Source organism: Roseibium sp. MMSF_3412 (genome assembly GCF_030733265.1).
In the GTDB taxonomy this organism is placed as follows: Bacteria; Pseudomonadota; Alphaproteobacteria; order Rhizobiales; family Stappiaceae; genus Roseibium.
In genome coordinates this window covers 291,899-309,271 of record NZ_JASHJI010000004.1, presented here as the reverse complement: position 1 = coordinate 309,271, position 17,373 = coordinate 291,899, and the positions used below count along the sequence as shown (strand labels likewise).

16 protein-coding genes are annotated in these 17,373 nt (G+C 60.6%); 12 read left to right on the top strand and 4 right to left on the bottom strand.

What is annotated here, in order from left to right:
• Window positions 1-24: 24 nt before the first annotated feature.
• From RBB49_RS10290 to RBB49_RS10280, 3 genes are all read right to left on the bottom strand, one after another.
• Complete coding sequence (locus RBB49_RS10290; protein ID WP_306142669.1) at window positions 25-2,136, bottom strand: 3-hydroxyacyl-CoA dehydrogenase NAD-binding domain-containing protein; 2,112 nt, start codon at window positions 2,134-2,136, stop codon at window positions 25-27.
• Between the two features lie 125 nt (window positions 2,137-2,261).
• The gene (gene tsaA / locus RBB49_RS10285; RefSeq protein WP_306142668.1) at window positions 2,262-2,726 is read right to left on the bottom strand and encodes a tRNA (N6-threonylcarbamoyladenosine(37)-N6)-methyltransferase TrmO; all 465 of its coding nucleotides are present in this window, start codon (window positions 2,724-2,726) and stop codon (window positions 2,262-2,264) included.
• A 19-nt stretch (window positions 2,727-2,745) separates the two neighbouring features.
• Window positions 2,746-3,624 carry a helix-turn-helix transcriptional regulator gene (locus RBB49_RS10280; RefSeq protein WP_306142667.1) on the bottom strand — a complete coding sequence of 293 codons (879 nt, stop codon included), beginning with the start codon at window positions 3,622-3,624 and terminating at the stop codon, window positions 2,746-2,748.
• Window positions 3,625-4,115: 491 nt separating this feature from the next.
• On the opposite strand from RBB49_RS10280, the gene RBB49_RS10275 reads away from it, so the two are divergent.
• The 6 genes from RBB49_RS10275 (at window position 4,116) to RBB49_RS10250 (ending at window position 10,679) form a co-directional block, all read left to right on the top strand.
• Window positions 4,116-5,210, top strand: a complete 1,095-nt coding sequence (locus tag RBB49_RS10275; RefSeq protein WP_306142666.1) for an ABC transporter ATP-binding protein — start codon at window positions 4,116-4,118, stop codon at window positions 5,208-5,210.
• 80 nt (window positions 5,211-5,290) lie between these two features.
• On the top strand, window positions 5,291-6,391 hold the full coding sequence (locus RBB49_RS10270) for an extracellular solute-binding protein (protein ID WP_306142665.1): 1,101 nt from the start codon (window positions 5,291-5,293) through the stop codon (window positions 6,389-6,391).
• 69 nt (window positions 6,392-6,460) lie between these two features.
• On the top strand, window positions 6,461-7,726 hold the full coding sequence (locus RBB49_RS10265) for an ABC transporter permease (RefSeq protein WP_306142664.1): 1,266 nt from the start codon (window positions 6,461-6,463) through the stop codon (window positions 7,724-7,726).
• A 9-nt stretch (window positions 7,727-7,735) separates the two neighbouring features.
• Window positions 7,736-8,590, top strand: a complete 855-nt coding sequence (locus RBB49_RS10260; protein WP_306142663.1) for an ABC transporter permease — start codon at window positions 7,736-7,738, stop codon at window positions 8,588-8,590.
• 203 nt (window positions 8,591-8,793) lie between these two features.
• The gene (locus tag RBB49_RS10255; protein ID WP_306142662.1) at window positions 8,794-10,023 is read left to right on the top strand and encodes a M24 family metallopeptidase; all 1,230 of its coding nucleotides are present in this window, start codon (window positions 8,794-8,796) and stop codon (window positions 10,021-10,023) included.
• Between the two features lie 167 nt (window positions 10,024-10,190).
• Entirely contained in the window at window positions 10,191-10,679 is a 489-nt protein-coding gene (locus tag RBB49_RS10250) for a universal stress protein (RefSeq protein WP_306142660.1), read from the top strand.
• Between the two features lie 68 nt (window positions 10,680-10,747).
• Here the strand turns inward: RBB49_RS10250 and RBB49_RS10245 are convergent, their stop codons facing one another.
• On the bottom strand, window positions 10,748-11,392 hold the full coding sequence (locus tag RBB49_RS10245; RefSeq protein WP_306142658.1) for a GntR family transcriptional regulator: 645 nt from the start codon (window positions 11,390-11,392) through the stop codon (window positions 10,748-10,750).
• A gap of 163 nt (window positions 11,393-11,555) precedes the next feature.
• On the opposite strand from RBB49_RS10245, the gene RBB49_RS10240 reads away from it, so the two are divergent.
• From RBB49_RS10240 to RBB49_RS10215, 6 genes are read left to right on the top strand one after another with little or no spacing between them, the layout of a single operon-like run.
• A complete protein-coding gene (locus RBB49_RS10240) occupies window positions 11,556-12,062 on the top strand; it encodes a TRAP transporter small permease (protein ID WP_306142657.1) in 507 nt (168 codons plus the stop codon).
• Window positions 12,062-13,348, top strand: coding sequence for a TRAP transporter large permease (locus tag RBB49_RS10235; RefSeq protein WP_306142656.1), 1,287 nt, complete (start codon window positions 12,062-12,064; stop codon window positions 13,346-13,348). Before RBB49_RS10240 ends, RBB49_RS10235 begins: the two co-directional genes overlap by 1 nt.
• Window positions 13,349-13,365: 17 nt before the next feature.
• Complete coding sequence (locus tag RBB49_RS10230; RefSeq protein ID WP_306142655.1) at window positions 13,366-14,379, top strand: DctP family TRAP transporter solute-binding subunit; 1,014 nt, start codon at window positions 13,366-13,368, stop codon at window positions 14,377-14,379.
• Window position 14,380: 1 nt separating this feature from the next.
• A complete protein-coding gene (locus tag RBB49_RS10225) occupies window positions 14,381-15,373 on the top strand; it encodes a C-terminal binding protein (protein WP_306142654.1) in 993 nt (330 codons plus the stop codon).
• Window positions 15,374-15,432: 59 nt separating this feature from the next.
• Window positions 15,433-16,083, top strand: coding sequence for an RraA family protein (locus tag RBB49_RS10220; protein WP_306142653.1), 651 nt, complete (start codon window positions 15,433-15,435; stop codon window positions 16,081-16,083).
• A gap of 25 nt (window positions 16,084-16,108) precedes the next feature.
• Window positions 16,109-17,317 (top strand): L-dopachrome tautomerase-related protein, encoded by a 1,209-nt coding sequence (locus RBB49_RS10215; RefSeq protein WP_306142652.1) that lies wholly within the window; start codon window positions 16,109-16,111, stop codon window positions 17,315-17,317.
• The last annotated feature ends 56 nt before the right edge of the window (window positions 17,318-17,373 follow it).

The following is a 17,373-nucleotide window of genomic DNA, read 5'->3' as shown; positions in this document are numbered from 1 at the left end:
AAGACGTGAGCCGTGCTCTGAGCCTCAGCTCTCGTTCATCTCCGCAAACGTGCCGCCGGCCTCGGCGAGCTTTCGCAGCAAGGCCGGTACCTGCCAGTAATAGCTGTCTTCCTTTGCGTAGGTCTCGATCCGCCTGACCAGTTCCGCCGCGCCGATCTGGTCGGCCGTGTGCATTGGTCCGCCGCGAAAGCGCGGGAAGCCGTAGCCGAACAGGAACACCGCGTCGATATCGACGGGCCGCAGCGCGATGCCTTCTTCCAGGACGCGGGTTGCTTCCAGGATCATAGCCGTCACGAAGCGGCTGACGATCTCGTCCCCGGAAAACGAGCGCGGTGTCACGCCGGCCTTGGCGCGTTCCGCCTCGATGATCGCGAGCGCCTCCGGGTTCGGGCGCGTGCCGTCGGTATCGTAGACATAAAACCCTTGCCCGGTCTTGCGGCCGAACCAGCCCTTTTCGCAAATCTCGTCGGCAATCGGGATATAGCGTTCCTCTGCGGGGCGCGTCGCCGCGCGGCGCTTGTTGGCCGCCCAGCTGATATCGAGCCCGGCAAGGTCGGCAACCTGGTACGGACCCATGGCGAAGCCGAAACCGGTGATCGCCATGTCGATCTCCTCCGGAGACGCGCCGTCCATCATCATGTAGTCGGCTGCCTTCTTGTAGAAGGTCATGATGCGGTTGCCGATGAAACCGTCGCAGACGCCGGAGCGCACCGCGATCTTCTTCAGCTTCTTGGCCAGGGCGAAGCCGGTAGCGACTGCATCTGATCCGGTCTTGCCGGCAACGACGACTTCCATGAGCCGCATGATGTGCGCGGGCGAGAAGAAATGCAGGCCGACGACGTCTTCCGGCCGGCTTGTTGCTTCCGCGATCTGGTTGATATCGAGATAGGAGGTGTTTGACGCCAGCACGGCACCGGGCTTGGCCACCTTGTCCAGCGTTGCAAAGATCTCGCGTTTGACGCCCATGTCCTCGAACACGGCCTCGATGATCAGATCAGCATCAGAAAGAGCGTTGAGCTCCGTTGCCGCCGACAGCTTTTCCGACAGGATTGTCTCACGGGCGTCCGATGTCAGCTTGCCGCGCTTCACCGCCCCGTCGAGATTGGACGTGATCGTCGCTATGCCCCGGTCAAGACCGGCCTGATCCCTTTCCGTCATCGTGACATTGAACCCGGCAAGAAGCGCGGCAGTCGCGATCCCTGAGCCCATCGTGCCGCCGCCGATGACACCGATCTTGTGAACGTCCCGTGGCTTTGCGGACGCTTCCGGAACTTTGGCGACCGCGCGCTCGGCGAAAAAGGCATGGATCAGGCCGGCCCGCTGCGGGCTGTCCATGCATTCGTTGAAGAGACGGCGCTCTTCCTTCAGACCTTCCTCCCGCGGCAATCGGCTGGCCTCCACGGCGTCGACGCACTTGTGCGGCGAGAAGAGCAGCGGCTGGGTCTTGGAGAGCTTTGCGCGCATGGCGGCAACGGCATCTGCGTCTTCTTCAACAGGCAGGTCGCAGGTGCGTCTTGCCTGCAGCTTGCCGCCGAGAAGGTCTTCTGCAGCGGCAATGGCGACCTCGCGTGGCGACCCGGCACTGATCCGGTCGATCAGACCCTGGTCAAGCGCCGTTTCGGCCGGGATCGGTTTGCCGCTCGTGATCAGCTCAAGGGAGGCGGGGATGCCCGCAAGGCGCGGCGCGCGCTGGGTTCCGCCCGCACCGGGCAGAATGCCAAGCGTGACTTCAGGCAGCCCGACCCTTGTGCCCGGCAGCGCGACACGAACGTGACTTGCGAGCGCGACTTCCAGTCCGCCGCCGAGCGTCGTTCCGTGAAGAACACAGACAACGGGGGTCTTGCTGTCTTCGATGAAGTTGCAAAGATCCGGCAGCCAGGGGTCTTGCGGCGGTTTGCCGAATTCGCGGATATCGGCACCCGCTATGAAGGTCCGGCCCTCGCCATACAAGGCAATCACCTTGACATCCGCGTCTTCCTGAAGGGTCTCGATGGCATTCCAGACCCCCGACCGCACCGCATGAGAGGCCGCGTTCACGGGTGGATTGTTCAATGCGACAAGCGCGATCGGACCCTGTCGTTCAATCGACACGACGTCGTTGATACCGGTGCTGCCGGTCTGAGATCCTGATTGCATTGCTTCCTCCAGAAAGCCGCTCGGGGCGAGCGGAATTGCGCTGGAATGTTCAATTCCGGGAGGGGCTTGTCAAGCCGACGAAACAGAATGGAGAGGTGCCGGATTGGAATGGCAGGAGATCTGCCCTAGTCCTTCGGTGCCGCCTTCGGCGAGAAGGCACAGCGGTCGGGCTTCAGGTCGATCAGCGGTGTTCCGTTCATGCAGTCCAGCCCGCGCACGATCAGGTTCGGCCCCTCGACGCTGATCAGTTTCGCACCGACCGTGCCGATCGGATTCGGGCGAACGGGAGAGCGCAGTGCAAAGGTTCCGAAGGTCTTGTCCGTGTGTCCGGGGTTCTGCACAACCAGGTCTCGCCGGGATCTGTCGAGCCAGTAAAGCACTTCGATCTGGTCGTAGTCCTCGATCCCCTTGAGCGCCGGCACCCAGGGCTCGAACACTTCGATCCGGCATTCCGGGCCATCCTGTTTGCCCTGGCGCGGGCAGTCCTTTCTGTCGGTCCAGGGCGTGTGAATGCGCCCGATGAAACGAAGCCGGGCATCATCGGGATCGGATGTCGGCACCATGATTTCGTGGGGGCGGATGTCGCTCATGGAGAAGTTCCTCGATGGATCAGTCGGAAAGCCAGCGGACCGTTCCCAGGTCCGCAAGGTCATAGCCGCCGAGAGCCTCGGCTTTTTCCAGGAATTCGGGTGTCCGGGCGAAGGCGATGAGCATTTGCACCGGTTCGGTGAAATAGGATCTGCGGTCGATCAGGAGATCGTAATTCTCGTCGGCCAGCGGCAGAAACGAAAGCTTGAACCGCCGGGCCATCGCCTCGATGCCGAGCGCGGCATCAGCCTCTCCCGTGGCAACGGCGGCAGCCGCGTCGCTTTCCGTGTGCGCCCGGTCCTTGCAAAGGATCAGATCGCTCTCGGAAAGACCGGCATCCTTCAACAGGTTCTCAAAGAGCAGGGCCGCGCCGGCACCGGCCTGGCGTTGCGCAACACGCCGTCCCTTGAGGTCCGACACCGTTTCGATCCGGCTTGCAACTTCGTTCGACACCAGCAGGCCGCGCTTGCGCACAGCCCAGCCGATGAGAACGCAATTCTGGCTGCCGCAAGCCGATACGGCGGAAACGTTCCAGCCGTTGTCGTCCGGCAAATGCAGGCCGGCGGCAAGAGCGCTGCCGGAAGCAAATTGTTCCAGACCGTCCCGGCTGCCATTGCACAGCGTCGCAAGACCGCACCCGGATGCACGGATGGCCCAGTCCAGCAGCGGATCGTGGGATCCTGCCAGAACGTTGGGTCTGTCCGGTGTGTCCGTCCCGTCCTCGCCGTCAATCCAGCTTCTGAGGGCCTGTGCGGGAAACAGGAGTTTGCCGGTGATCCGTCGATGCGGAATCTCGTTGGCCGCGGCAAGGTCGTATACCTTGCGTTCCTTCACGCGCAGAAGATCGGCGACCTCTTTCGTGGTCAGAAAAAGCGGATCGTTTTTCTCGGCGTCGGACAAGGCTAATCCTGCATTTTCGGGGAGCGTAGACGAGAGTTGCCGGTGCGTTCAAGAGATGCGGGCAATGGAAAAGTCGGGGTTTTGCGGTGAGAAGCCCTCTGTGATGCAAGCCACTTTGCACGCCTGGCGGTCGTATCGGTGTCATTCTGCGACGTTTGTAGGGTTTCCCAGCCTGAAGATAAAGACGATAGTTCGCTAACGGCGGAAAGACTGAAAGCCGCCGCAATGCGTTGAAACCGGTCGGAGAGAAGATTTTCTTTCCGCTGAACCCGTAGTTTCGGGTGTATTTTCCCGCATCCCTCTGTGCTGCAAAATATTCAGTCGGAGCATGAATAAAAAATATCCATTTTTTTTCACAGGCCCCTTTCAAAGAAGCTTCTTTTTTGTTTTTCTAGCCGCGATGGTTTGACGAATTCCTGAGCGGTAACGATCGTTACCTCAAGATTTGCCAGGCGATCCATAATAACGATAGAACCGGATTTGGGGACAATATGGCGAATGCAAGGGGCGCTGCTGTTAAGTATGACAGCGTTCAGAAGAGCTATGACGGGGAATCCCTGGTCGTAAAAAACCTCAATCTCGATATTCCGCCCGGCGAATTTCTGACAATGCTTGGGCCCTCCGGTTCCGGCAAGACCACCTGTCTTATGATGCTGGCCGGTTTCGAACCTGCCACCCATGGTGAAATCTACCTGAATGACCGTCCGATCAACAACGTCCCGCCGCACAAGCGGGGCATCGGCATGGTGTTTCAGAACTATGCGCTCTTCCCGCATATGTCGGTGGCCGAAAACCTGGCGTTTCCGCTTCAGGTCCGGAATGTTCCGAAAGCCGAGCAGGAGCAGAAGGTGCAGAGGGCGCTCGACATGGTCGAGCTTGGTGCGTTCGGTAATCGACGCCCGGCGCAATTGTCCGGCGGCCAGCAGCAGCGCGTCGCGGTGGCCCGCGCCCTCGTGTTTGATCCCGAACTCGTTCTGATGGACGAACCGCTCGGCGCGCTCGACAAGCAGCTGCGCGAGCAGATGCAGTATGAAATCAAGCACATCCACGAAAATCTGGGCGTGACAGTCGTCTACGTCACTCATGACCAGACCGAAGCGCTGACGATGTCCGACCGCGTCGCGGTTTTCAACGATGGCGTCATCCAGCAATTGTCCACGCCTGATGACCTTTACGAGGATCCTCAGAACTCGTTCGTGGCGCAGTTCATTGGCGAGAACAACAAGCTCAGTGGCAAGGTCGTCGGCATCGAAGGCGAGGAATGCCTCGTCGAACTTGACGACGGAACACAGCTGAAAGCCGACAGGGTGAACGTGTCCGCAGTGGGTGACAGGACCACTTTGTCGCTGCGTCCGGAGCGCGTTGAATTCGACACGCATGACTCGATGGACAATCTGGTCAATGGCCGGATCGAGGAACTGATCTATTTGGGAGACCATATCCGCGTTCGCATGAACGTGGCTGGCAATGACGAGTTCATCGTCAAAGTTCGCAACCGGGGAGAGCGGCGCAAGCTGCATGTCGGTGAAACCGTCCAGGTTGGATGGGCACTTAACGACTGCAAGGCGCTCGACGCGGTTGCCTAAATTCGCGCGGCGGATGCTGCAGTCCGCCCGCGACAACGACGGAAAAATCCGTTCAATCCTAAAAGAGGGAGCTAGCTAAAATGAAGCTCAAGACTTTAATTCTGGCAGGAACTGCACTGGCATTTGCCGGCAGCTCGGCGCTTGCCACGGACCTCACGCTCGTCTCCTGGGGCGGCGCTTACCAGGCGTCCCAGAAGAATGCCTACACTGATCCTTACACGGCGGAAAATCCCGACATCACCGTGATCTGGGACGAATCCTCCGCTGAGGCGGTCGCCAAGCTTCGCGCCATGAACGAAGCCGGCAATGTGACCTGGGACCTCGTGGACGTGGTTGCTTCTGACGCAATCCGCCTCTGCGACGAAGGCCTGGCGATGGAAATCGACCCGGACACCGTTCTTGCAGCTGCGCCGGACGGAACTCCGGCATCTGAAGATTTCGGTGACCTTCTGGTGTCCGAGTGCTTCATCCCGCAGATCGTTTATTCCACCACCTTCGGCTTCCGTTCGGACGTTGACGAGTGGGGCGGCAAGGAGCCGGCCGAGATTTGCGACGTGTTCGATCTGGAAACCTTCCCGGGCAAGCGGTCCCTGGAAAAGCGCCCGATCAACAACATGGAATGGGCTCTGCTGTGTGACGGCGTTCCGAAGGAAGAAGTCTACAACGTGCTGGAGACCGAAGAAGGTCAGAACCGCGCGTTCGCAAAGCTCGACACGATCAAGGACAACGTTGTCTGGTGGTCTGCCGGTGCTGAAACACCGCAGCTTCTTGCCGACAAGGAAGTCGTGATCGGCTCCACCTACAACGGCCGCCTGTTTGCCCTGATCGAAGAGCAGAAACAGCCGGTCAAGATGCTGTGGGACGCACAGGTGTTCGATCTTGACGGTTGGATCATCCCGACCGGTCTGCCCGAAGACCGTCTCGCCGAGGTGAAGAAACTCGTCAAATACGCGACGGACACGCAGCGTCTGGCCGACCAGGCGAAGTTCATCTCCTACGGCCCGGCCCGCAAGTCCTCTGCACCGCTCGTCGGTCAGCACGCAACGCTCGGCATCGACATGGCTCCGCACATGCCGACCGACCCGAACAACGCGAAGAACACCTTCCTCTATAACTACGAGTGGTGGGCTGACTATCGCGACGACATCGACGCCAAGTTCCAGGCTTGGCTCGCACAGTAAGCCATTAGGCTCCGGCCCGGGCGGATCCTTCCGCCCGGGCTGATTTTTCTGATACCGGAAGACTGTTTCATGAGCGATACCACCGACGGTCAGGTTCTGACGACACAGGACGGAAAGCCGCTTAAAGCCGCGCTCAGGCGTGCATTGCGCCGCGAAAAACTGCGCGCCTTCCTGCTGATCGCACCCTTGCTGATTTTCGTGCTGATCACCTTTGTCGCCCCGATCGTCGACATGCTGTTCCGCTCCGTCGAAAACGGCATTGTCGCCGACACGCTTCCGAAGACGGTTATCGAACTCAGCAAGTGGGACCCGGCCTCCGGGGAAGCACCCGACGAAGTGGTCTTCGCCGCGCTTTACGATGACATGGTCATCGCCGTGGACCAGAAGACGCACACCCGGCTCGGCTCCCGCCTCAACTATGAACAGAGCGGGATTTCCAGCCTGTTCCGCAAGACTGGCCGCCGCATCAAGCGCATGGACGAGGACGGCCCTTTCAAGGACCAGTTCATCGGTGCGGACAAGAAATGGGGCGATGTCGCGACCTGGCAGGTCCTGCAACAGTTTTCGCCGCGCTACACCGACGGCTATTTCCTGAACGCCTTTGACGCCAAACGTGGTGCAGAAGGCATCGAAATGAAACCGGAAGACCAGCAGATCTACATGTTCCTGTTCGGGCGGACACTGTTCCTGTCGATCGTGATCACCCTGTCGTGCCTGCTTCTGGGATACCCGATCGCATTTCTGCTCGCGTCCCTGCCGCTGCGAACCTCAAACCTGCTGATGATCCTCGTCCTGCTGCCGTTCTGGACCAGTCTTCTGGTGCGGACATCGGCCTGGAAGGTGCTGCTGCAGCAACAGGGCGTCATCAACGACTTCCTTGTCTGGACACGGCTGATCGACGATGCCGGCCGTCTGGTGATGATCAACAACCAGACAGGCACGATCATCGCCATGACACACATCCTGCTGCCGTTCATGATCCTGCCGCTCTATTCGGTAATGAAGACGATTTCGCCCAGTTATGTCCGCGCGGCCAAGAGCCTTGGCGCGAATGACTGGACCGCCTTCTGGCGGGTCTATTTCCCGCAATCCGTTCCAGGGATCGGCGCCGGCGCCATTCTCGTCTTCATCCTGTCGATCGGCTACTACATTACGCCGGAGCTGGTCGGCGGCACGTCGGGCATCTTCATTTCCAACCGGATCGCCTATCACATTTCGTCGTCGCTCAACTGGGGCCTGGCGGCATCGCTCGGAACCCTGCTCCTGGTCGCGGTGCTCGTTCTCTTCGTCGTCTACGACAAGATTGTCGGCATCGACAACGTGAAGCTCGGATAGGAGGACGACATGAGCGCACTACCACCCTATGCGTCCCCCTTGCAGAGAACGTGGTTCTACACGTTCCGGGTCATTTGCGGACTGATCTTCTTTTTCCTGATCTTCCCGATCCTGGTGATCCTGCCGCTGAGTTTCAACGCGCAGGACTTCTTCACCTTCACCAAGGAGATGCTGTCCTTCGACCCGGCGGGCTATTCGTTCAAGCACTACAACGACTTCTTCACCAACCCGGACTGGCAGCAGGCGCTCGTCAATTCGGTGCTGATCGCACCCGTTGCAACGCTTCTGGCAACCGCCTTCGGAACGGTTGCCGCCGTTGGCCTGTCCCAGTCGCACGTGCCCTACAAGCCGGCGATCATGGCGATCCTGATCTCGCCGATGATCGTGCCGCTGATCATTTCCGCGGCGGGCATGTATTTCTTCTATTCCCGGATCGGTCTGCAGGGCACCTATTGGGGCGTCGTTCTGGCCCACGCGGCGCTCGGCACGCCCTTCGTGATCATCACGGTGACGGCGACCCTGGTCGGCTTCGACCGGTCGCTTGTGCGCGCGTCAGCGAGCCTCGGTGCCAACCCGGTCACCACCTTCTTCAAGGTGCAGATGCCGCTGATCGTTCCGGGCGTCGTCTCCGGTGCCCTGTTCGCCTTCATCACCTCGTTCGACGAAGTGGTCGTGGTCCTGTTCCTCGGCTCTGCCGGGCAGAAGACACTGCCCTGGCAGATGTTCACCGGCCTGCGCGAACAGATCTCGCCGACCATCCTGGCGGTCGCCTCGCTCATGGTGGCGATCTCGATCGCGCTGCTGACGGTGCTGGAACTCTTGCGCCGGCGGTCGGAAAGGCTTAGAGGTTTGACACCGGGCTAAGTAACAGCCCCGCAGCTCACCATATGTGCCGGTGGCGGAACGCCAGCCACCGGGTGGAGACGAGAGGGTCTCCCGGTTGCAAGACAATTTGGATTTGGGCCTGGCGGGCCGGCTTCTTTTCGGGAAGCCGGCCCGTTTTGCGTTTCAGGCCCCGGAAATGAACGAAAAACGGAACCGGCTCACATCGGGAAAGGAGATCTTCCATGAGCGACGACATGATCCGCATTTACGAAATGAACAACGGCGAAAAGAGTTTTTCGCCTTTCTCCGCTGAAGAGATGGACCGGCGTCAGGCCAATTTGCGCAAGCTGATGGCGGATCGCGGCATCGATGCCGTCCTCATGACCTCCTATCACAACATCTGTTACTACTCCGGCTTTCTCTATTGCCAGTTCGGCCGCAAATACGGCCTCGTCGTCACGCAGGACAAGGCAACCACGGTTGCCGCCGGCATCGACGGCGGTCAACCCTGGCGCCGGACCCATGGCGACACGCTGATCTACACCGACTGGCGCCGCGACAATTTCTTTTACGCCGTCCAGTCGCTCATCGGCTGGCCGAACGCGCCTGTGCGCCGCATCGGCATCGAGTTCGACCATGTCTCGCTGGATTTGCTGAAGACCCTCGAGGCCGCGTTCCCGGGCGTGGACTTTGTGGATGTTGCGGCCGATGCCATGACACAGCGCACGATCAAGAGTGCGGAGGAGCACGTCCTCATCCGCGAGGGCGCGCGCATTTGCGACATCGGCGGTGCCACCGTTGCCGAGGCTGTTCAGGCGGGCGTCACCGAGCACGAGGTCGCGATTGCATCGACCAACGCCATGATCCGGGAAATCGGCAGGTCGTTTCCCTTCGTTGAGCTCATGGACACCTGGACCTGGTTCCAGTCCGGCATCAACACGGACGGCGCCCACAACCCGGTCACCAACAAGGCGGTTGAAGCAGGTGATATCCTCAGTCTCAACTGCTTCCCGATGATCTTCGGCTACTACACCGCGCTGGAGCGCACGCTCTTTTGCGAATATGCCTCCGACGAGCACCTGCGGCTCTGGGAGATCAACTGCCATGTGCACCGGGAAGGCCTGAAGCTGATCCGGCCGGGCGCGCGCTGCTGCGACATCGCCGCCGCGCTCAACGACATCTACCGCAGCCACGATCTCCTGAAGTTCCGCAGTTTCGGTTACGGTCACTCCTTTGGGGTTCTCAGCCATTACTATGGCCGAGAAGCCTCGGTGGAACTGCGCGAGGACGTGGAAACGGTCCTGGAGCCGGGTATGGTGGTTTCCATGGAGCCGATGATCATGATCCCGGAAGGTCTTCCGGGTGCCGGCGGCTACCGGGAGCACGACATACTGATCGTTGGCGAGACCGGCGCGGACAACATCACCGGCTTCCCCTTCGGCCCCGAGCACAACATCCTTCCGGCGCGCTGAGGCGGGACGGTGTCAAGGCAGTGGCGAGATGAGAACCGGGGTGCGTGAGCGCTCCGGTTCTTTTGTCTATGGTCAAAGCCATTTCAGTATACGTTCGCTATTCACCCAAGTCTTCACATCTGCCCCGTTTTGCCTAAGCTATCGGGCATGGCGAGGGTGGAGACGACATGCACAAGATCCTGATCCCGGTGGACGGGTCCGTTCACTCGATAAAGGCGCTGCGCATTGCCTCGGATCTGGCGGCGAAATATCAGGGACGGCTGCTGATCTGCCATGTTTTGCTGAGAGGCAAGGATGCTAGCGATCTGATGGCGCTGGATGTTTCCGGCCAGTTCGACGCGCCGCTGCACAAGATCCTGAACAAGGCGGTCTCGGCCAATCTCGGCCCGGCCCCGGACAAGATCCTCCACAAGATCGGCCAGATCATCCTTGATCACGCCGCTGAAAAGGCCCGGGGCCATGGTGTCAATTTCGAAACCCTGCCGATCCTGTCCGGAAAGCCGGCCGACGCAATCGTCAAGGTGCAGAAGGAGTTAGAGGCCGCCACGATCGTCATGGGCGCCCGCGGCGTCTCGCCGTCGGATAGCTCGACCTTCGGCAGCGTCTCCCAGGACGTCTTCAGCCGCGCAAGCTGCACCTGCATCTCGGTGAAATAGAGCGCGGAAAAACAGATGCGGGTTGTGTCGGTCTCATTTCAAAACCCCCTGACCGCACGGCGCTTCCGTCAATTGTTCCAGTAGGAGCCTTCCTTGCGGCCGATGTGGCTGATCATCACCTCACTGGCGTCGTCTGTCTTTCCCGCCGCAAGCAACTCGCAGATCCGGATGTGTTCACCGTAGGATTTTTCCATGTGATCCGGGTGATTGCCCAGCTTGTTTCTGAGGCAGGCCATTTTCGCCGCGATCGTCTGGAACGCGTCGTTCAGGAACATGTTCTGCGCGTGATCGAACAGCTTCTGGTGAAACTCCGTGTCGAGGCTCAGATACAGCCGGTCGTCCGCCTTCTTGCGGGCTTTCGTCATCTTTTTGGTGATGTCCGCGAGGCTCTTGACCAGACCGTCCGGATCGCGCTCCATGGCCTTGCGCAGGGCGGCGGTTTCCAGGCAGACGCGGACGTCGCAAATATCGACGAGGGCGCAACGGTCGAGCGTGAAAACGAACGTGCCCCGCTGCGGTTCGGTATGAACCAGCCCCTCCAGCTCCAGACGCGCGAACGCTTCCCGCACCGGCGTTCGGCTGACGCCGAGTTCCTTGGCGATCTTCGTTTCCGACAGCGCTTCCCCCATGTCGCGCTCGCCGCTGATGATCTGCGCGCGCAGCACATCGGACACCTGTTCCGCAAATGATTTGGGTCGCTCGATTTTCAGCATGCGTCTTCGTTTCCTCCGGTCCAACCGGCTTATAGCGCGCACCGGTGTTTTGTGTACAGTATTTTTGTTATTGACATACTGTATGCCAGTATGCCAGTTGTGAAGAAAGACAACGGACCGGCCTCGGGATGGATGGCGAGCCGGGATTTACGGGAGGGGACAGATGGCGCGGCTCGAGCGCATCCTGATTGCAGTCAACCGCGCTCTGGTCGCGGCGGCGCTCGCTGCGGTTTTCCTCATCGTGATCACGAATGTCGCCGGCCGGTATCTTTTCGGAAGCTCACTCGCCTGGGGCGAGGAAGTCGCCCGGTTCCTGATGATCTTCGGCGTCTTTGCCGGCGCGGGCCTTGCGCTCAGAAGCGGCCGCCTGGTCGAGATCGATCTTTTTGTCGCGCTTCTGCCGCCCGGTCTCAAGACCCCCATCCGCTGGGGCGCGGTCGTGGTGATGGCGGTCTTCATGGGCCTGATCTTCTGGTTCGGCCTCCAGTTCGTGGAATTCGGCTGGAACAAGGAAACCATGGCGACCGGCATCTCGCGCGGCATTCCCTACATGGCCATTCCGTTCGGTTGCTTCCTGTTTCTCTGCCATCTCGCCTTCGTGTGCCGGCGCTTCGTAGCAGGCGAATTTGAGCCGGAAGCCGCGCTTGACGACCAGGAGGATGCGTCCTGATGGCCAAGACCCTGATCCTCCTGTTTTTCCTGACCCTGGCCCTCGGCCTTCCGGTCGTGTTCACGATGGGTGTCGCCTCGACCGCGGCAATCCTGATCGACGGCAGTCTCAACCCGCTGCTGATCCCTCAGCGCATGTTCGGCGGGATCAATTCTTTTCCGCTGATGGCAGTTCCCTTTTTCATCCTGGCCTCTGAGCTGATGACAGCCTGCGGCCTGACGGCGGCCCTGCTGCGCTTCGCCAACGATCTGGTCGGGCATATCCGCGGCGGCCTGGGGCATGTCAATGTCCTGGTGTCCATGCTTTTTGCAGGCATCTCCGGATCGGCGCTCGCGGACGCGGCCGGGCCATCGGCCATCGTTATGCGCATGATGCGCAAGGCCGGATACGAGGCCAACTATGCCGGTGCCCTGTCGGCGGCCACGGCAACGATCGGACCGATCATTCCGCCCTCCATCCTGATGGTCATTTTCGCGATTTCCGACAACCGCGTAACCGTGTCCGGGCTGTTCCTGGCCGGGATCGTCCCCGGGCTGATGCTGGGGCTGGCGCTAGCCGTCGCCAACCATCTTGTTTCGATCAGGAAGGGATACCGGGGACGCGAGAGCCGTGCCGCCGTGCCGGAGGTTGCCAGAAGCGCGTTTGCCGCCGGGCCTGCGCTCCTCATGCCGCTGATCATCCTTGGTGGAATCCTCGGTGGCATCTTCACGCCGACCGAGGCCGGTGCGGTCGCGACGGCCTACGCGCTTCTCCTCGGTCTCGTCATGCGCTCGCTCAACATGCAGAAACTCTACACCGTGCTAATCAGGGCAAGCGTCACGACGTCATCGGTGCTTTTGATTGTTGCAATGGCATCCGTGTTCGGCTGGCTGCTGACCTATCTGCAAATTCCGCAAAGCCTGGCGGCTGCGATCGCGGGCCTGACATCGGACCGCTTGACCGTTCTTTTTCTGCTTGCCGGCTTTGCACTGATCTGCGGTCTGTTCATCGACACGCTTCCGGCCCTGATCATTCTGACGCCGGTGCTCGGCCCGATCGCGGCGCAGTTCGGCATCGACCCGCTGCAATTCGCCATGATGCTCGTCCTCAACCTCACCATCGGCATGATCACGCCGCCGGTCGGCCCCGTGCTCTTTGTCATCGCGACGGTTGGCCGTCTCAGGATCGAAGGCCTGTCCCGCGCCGTTCTTCCACTTCTCGCGGCGGAAATGGCGGTCCTGCTGCTGGTCATTCTCGTACCGGCACTCAGCACCGCGTTACCTCGCTTCTTCGGACTATCCAGTTAGCAAACGGGAGGAATACCATGAAACTGACATCTCGACTTCTGGGCGCAACGGCCGCCTTGGCCATCGTTTCCGCCGCCGGTGCGGCTTCGGCGAAAGAGCTGAAATACGCACATTTCCAGGCGGCTGACATGTCGTCGCCCAAACATGCGGCTGCGCTCGCCTTCGAAACCTGCGTGGAAGGCAAGACGGCCGGGTCCATAGACGTTCAGGTCTATCCGGCCTCCCAGCTGGGTGATGGCGGGCAGGTCATCGAGGGCCTTCAACTGGGCACCATCCAGCTCGGCGTTGTGCATGACGGCCCGATATCCGGCGTCTACAAACCCTTCGCGGTCTTTGCCATGCCGTATCTCTTCGATGATCAGGCCATGGCCTGGTCCGTGGTTGACGGTGACTTCGGCGCGGAAATGTTCGAGGACATGCGCGCAAAGACAGGCATCCGTGTCCTGGGTCTTGCCGATAATGGCGTGCGCAACTTTACCAACTCCAAGGTTCCGGTTGCCGAACCGGAGGACATGAAGGGTCTGAAGATGCGGGTTATGACCGCCCCGGTCTGGACCCGTCTGGTGGAATCTCTCGGCGCCTCGGCGACCCCCGTGCCCTGGCCGGAACTGCCCGGCGCCTTGCAGCAGGGTGTTGTCGACGGTCAGGAAAACGGTGTCACCAACATCGTCAACGCGTCGCTTTATCAGCACCAGAAATACGTCTCCCTCGACGGGCACGTCTTCTCCTGGCACGCCTACATGATCAACGACGATTTTTATGAGAGCCTCACCGACGCCGAAAAAGCCGCCGTCGGCCAGTGCATTGAAATCTCCAAGATCATTCATCGCGGCATGACAGCGGCTCAGGACGCCAACGCCGCGACAATTCTCGGCGAGAAGGGTCTGGAGGTCGTACCTGTCAGCCCGGAGCAGAAAGCCAAGTTCCGCGAACTGGCGCAGCCGGCCGTGCGTGAATACATCGTCGGCGAAATCGGCGAGGAATGGCCTGGCAAGCTCGACGCCGCCGTGGCGCAGTACCGGAACCGGTGACATGCGGGCGGAGACCGTAACCACACCTGAGACGCCGTTTGCCGCCGTGCTGGAGCCCGGCTACGCGGACTATGCGCTGGAAGAGGCGGCGATCCAGCCCTTTGGGGCACGGGTTCTGCCGGTTCCGGCCGGCGAGGATGCGCTCTCCGCCCTTGCCGACAAGAATGTCTTTGCGGTGCTCACACGTGAGCGCCGCATCGACCCCGCGCTCTATTCCGACGTTCCGGGCCTGAAGCTCATTCTGAGATACGGCGTCGGTGTCGACAATGTCGATCTCAAGACCGCAACGGAGCGCCGTATCCACGTTGCCAACATTCCCGATTATGGCGCGGAGAATGAAGTCAGCGACCATGTCATTGCCCTTTACCTGGCTGTCGCAAGACGAATTGTGACCCGGGATGCCGAAGTGCGGGCGGGCCTGTGGGGCGTCGGTCAGAAGAGCCCGGTTCCCGGTCATCGCAATGCGACCATAGGCCTGATCGGCTTCGGCCGGATCGCCCGCGCCGCCTGCACACGGTTCCGTGCGCTCGGATTTTCCCGCGTGCTGGTTAGCGATCCCTATCTCGACGCCAAGACACGTGCCGCCTGGGACGTTGAGGCAACCGATCTCGACAGCCTCTGCCGTCAGGCCGACGTCGTCAGCCTGCACACCCCGCTGACCGAGGCCACACGTAACATCATCGATGCCCGTCGCATCGGTCTGATGAAGGAAAACGCCGTTGTTCTGAACGCTTCGCGTGGCGGCCTGATCGATGAGAAGGCCCTCGCGGAGGCGTTGCATGCGGGCAATGTGTTCGGCGCGGGCATCGATGTTTTCGAAGCAGAGCCACCGGCACCCGGCAGCCCTCTCCTCGGAGCGCCGAACACGGTGCTGAGCGACCATTGCGGCTGGTATTCGGAAGCGTCCGTCGGCGAGTTGCAGCGACGCGCCGGTGCCGAGCTGGTGCGCGTCCTGGAGGGAGCGCCCCCGGCCAACTGGGTCAACAGGTGGTGAGCCGGAAAATGAAACACGCAAATGCCGTTCAAGAACGGGTTCAATCAGGAGTACCGGAAATGGAACTTAAGGAACTGGTCGCGGGTTTCCGCGAGACCGCGACAGCGTCGGTCGCCGATGCGGTCGACAAGATCACCGGCCGCAAGGGCTATCTGGATCAGGCCATCAAGCCGCGCATCAACGAGGACAAGATTGTCGGTCCGGCGGTCACGGTGCTTGAGGGCCCGACCGACGAATTCGTGCCGCCGCAGCACGCCCTGGATGCCATTGATGAATCCGAACCGGGCTCCGTCATCGTGATCTCGATCGCCGGCGATGCCAACGTGGCGGTGTGGGGCGGGCTGATGACCGCCGGTGCCGTCGCCAACAAGCACGAGGGCGCTGTCCTCGATGGTGCCGTGCGCGACATCACGGAAATCCGCCGCGACTACGACTTCCAGATCTTCGCCCGGTCCTCGTCTCCCGGAACGACACTTGGCCGCCACAAGACGCTGGCTGCCAATGTCGCTGTCCCCCTGGGCGACGTGATCGTGCATCCGGGCGACATCATCGTCGGCGATATCGACGGCGTCGTGGTCGTTCCCATCGCGCAGGCAGAGGAAATTCTTGAAATGGCGCGCGAAATCGACATTCGCGAGGCCGAGCAGGCGAAGCTGATCATGCAGGCGGGGTCCCTGCGCGAAGGCCTCGCGAAATACGGCCGGATCTGACGCTGAAAGAGTGGGGACACTTCAAATGACACAGACAGGACTTGCGGCTCTGCCCGCGATCATGGCCGTCTTCCTGGGGCTCGGTGGCGCGTTCGCCAAGGACATGCCCCGGCCGGAAATCGTCGCCGAATGGAACAGCCTGCCCTACAGGGTGGTTTCCGAAGACATCAGGTCGGCCTGGGAAAACAGCGCAATTTTCGGACAGGCGCTCGTGCAGGGCGCCAAGGTCGACAGCAACGGCAACATCTACGTTTCAACAGCGCGGTGGGCCGGAAAAGAAATCCCGTCAACGCTCTCCAAACTCGTCAGGAACGGCGACACCTGGGAACTGGAGCCCTATCCGAGCGAGGACATGAACGACATTGCCAACGCGGCCGGTCTGAAGGCGGTTCTTGGCTTTGAGATTGATCGCAATGACGTCATGTGGATCCTCGACCAGGGTCACGTTGCCGGCCCTCCGTTTGAAGACGGTGACGCCAAGCTTGTCCTCTGGGACATCAAGGCAGGCAAGGAGATCCAGCGATACGTCTTCACCGCTGACGAGGCGGACAGGCAGTGCTCCTTCCTGAATGATCTGGCCGTGGACAATGATACGGGCGTCGCCTACATCGCCGACAGCGGCATCTTCTGTGATCCGCTTCATGGCGGGCTGATCGTCTATGACAGCAACACCAACACGGTGCGCCGTATTCTGGATCAGCACAAGTTTACCAACAATGAACCCAATTTCTTCTTCAACATCGATGACCGGCCCGTTCTGAAGAACGGCGGCATGCAGACCGGTGCCGATGGAATTGCGCTTTCCGGTGACAAGAAGACCGTCTACTGGACCAATCTGACGGGCAACAAGCTCTACTCCCTGCCCACGGAAATCCTCCGTGACTTTCAAACAAACGAGACGGTGATCGAAAACGCGGTGCGCGTGGAAACGTCCCTTCCGTCGAACACGGATGGCATGACCGCGGACAACGCCGGCAACATTTACATGACGGCCCTGTCGCTCGACGGTCTCATGAAATTCGATGAATCGACCGGTCAGGTGAGCCGTTTCGTTCATCACCCGGAAATGAACTGGCCGGATACGCTCGCCTGGGGGCCTGACGGATCGCTTTATGTCGTCTCGAACCACCTGCACGTCTGGGTGGATGGCGAGATGAATTTCGAAGATCCGGAGATCCCGAATTTCAGGATCTGGCGCATACCCGGCGTCGGCCAAAGCTACACAGCCCAATAAGCGTCCCTGGCCACGCTTTGACGGGCGTGGCCGGTGCCCCGAAACGGAAAAGGCAA